Annotated in this window: 1 protein-coding gene; it reads left to right on the forward strand. The window is 39.4% G+C overall.

Going from position 1 to position 1524, the window contains the following annotated elements:
- The first annotated feature begins 86 nt into the window (after positions 1-86).
- Positions 87-1349: a transposase gene (locus GWD08_RS08600; protein ID WP_159565249.1), complete on the forward strand. Its 1263-nt coding sequence runs from the start codon at positions 87-89 to the stop codon at positions 1347-1349.
- Positions 1350-1524: the final 175 nt, after the last annotated feature.

Below are 1524 nucleotides of genomic sequence, written 5' to 3' on the forward strand. Positions count from 1 at the left end.
GCGATTTTTCCCTTTTGTGAGCCTCAATGAAACGTCAAAGCGTTATAATAGTTTTAAGCAAAAATCTCTATTAACGAGGTCTCACTATGAAAATTATAACACAGCTTAACCTTTTTGAAGATCAGGAACTGGGTGATTTGGAAAAAATTTTGATGGTATTAGATGGTCTTCCAGAAACGGATTTCTTTGACAAGTTAGAAGCCAAACGAAAACATGGTCGAAAAGATTACACCATCCAGTCCTATTTCATTGCCTATATTGCTAAAATAGTTCTTCAATTGGAAACCGATCAACAGTTGATTCGTCAGCTTAATATGAATAGTCAACTACGTCAAATCTGTGGCTTTGAAACCCACGGGGTTAAATTGAAAAATGGGACGATAAAACTAGTCCATGCCCCCTCTAAATCTGCTTATTCCCGTTTCATCCAGGACTTGGAAGAGGTCTGCCCTGATATTGAGGACTGGGTATTATCTGGCATATCTGAACTATATGACCTTCTTCCTAATTTCGGTGTTAACTTGGCCTTAGATGGTAAATTCATAGATAGCTATGCTAGTCCTTATGGTAAATATAAGAAAAAGAAAGATAAGCGTGCCGATTTAGATGCCGATAGTGGAATCAAACAGTGCCCTCATAAAAATGGGATGGTAACTAAAGAAAACCATTATGGCTATCGTTGTCATCTTATCGTTGATACGACCTATGAATTACCTGTGGCTTGGAGAGTAACACCAGCCTCAAAAGGGGAACCAACGGTTGCGAAAGAGCTCATCAGGAACCTCAGTCCAATGACGCTTGAAAAAGGGAAGTACCTAATGGCAGACAAAGGCTACAGTGGCAGCCCTCTTCAAGCTCTTTTGGAGGAGGCTCATATCGTCACAATCATTGATAACCCACATAAGTGGAAAGAGAATGGCACTAGGCAATATTTGGATACCGATTTGATTTATAACCAATCAGGAGAAGTGTTTTGGGTAGATGATAGAGGCCAAGCGATTCAGCTCATGTACAAGGGCTATGATTCTTCTAGTGATAGTTTACGATATGGTTTTCACCCTAAGTATCAAGATAACTGTATTTTTCGTTTAAAACGATGTGTTGAACCGATTATCTTTAATCAAGTAGCGCGAGATAGTAAGAAGTTCAAGAGGCTATACAGGAAGCGAATAGCTGTGGAGCGAGTGAATGGACGATTAGACAGAGACTTTAGGTTTGAGACCCATACTATTCGAGGGTTAAAGAAGATGAGTTTAGCTGTTGCCATGAGCTTTTTAGTTATGCTCGGCTTTGCCTTAAGGAAAGCCAAGTCAGGGACAAGGACTCACCTTGCGAGCTGGGTAGTTTAACTGGTTCAAAAAAATCACCACATAAACAAGGGGTTATTTCGCCCTTTTTTGCATTTAATTGGAAGAAAGGGCATCAGTGAATATTGTTGACCAATTGTTAAGACAAGGAAAGTCATTATTATCTCCCTTTGGACTATAACAAATTGGACAACAATATTAACTACGGGAATGATTC

Source organism: Streptococcus halichoeri (assembly GCF_009870755.1).
Taxonomy (GTDB): domain Bacteria; phylum Bacillota; class Bacilli; order Lactobacillales; family Streptococcaceae; genus Streptococcus; species Streptococcus halichoeri.

What these genes read in the sequence shown, in the direction of transcription:
- GWD08_RS08600 (WP_159565249.1), top strand. Translation starts at nt 87, where the DNA reads ATGAAAATTATAACACAGCTTAACCTTTTTGAAGATCAGGAACTGGGT.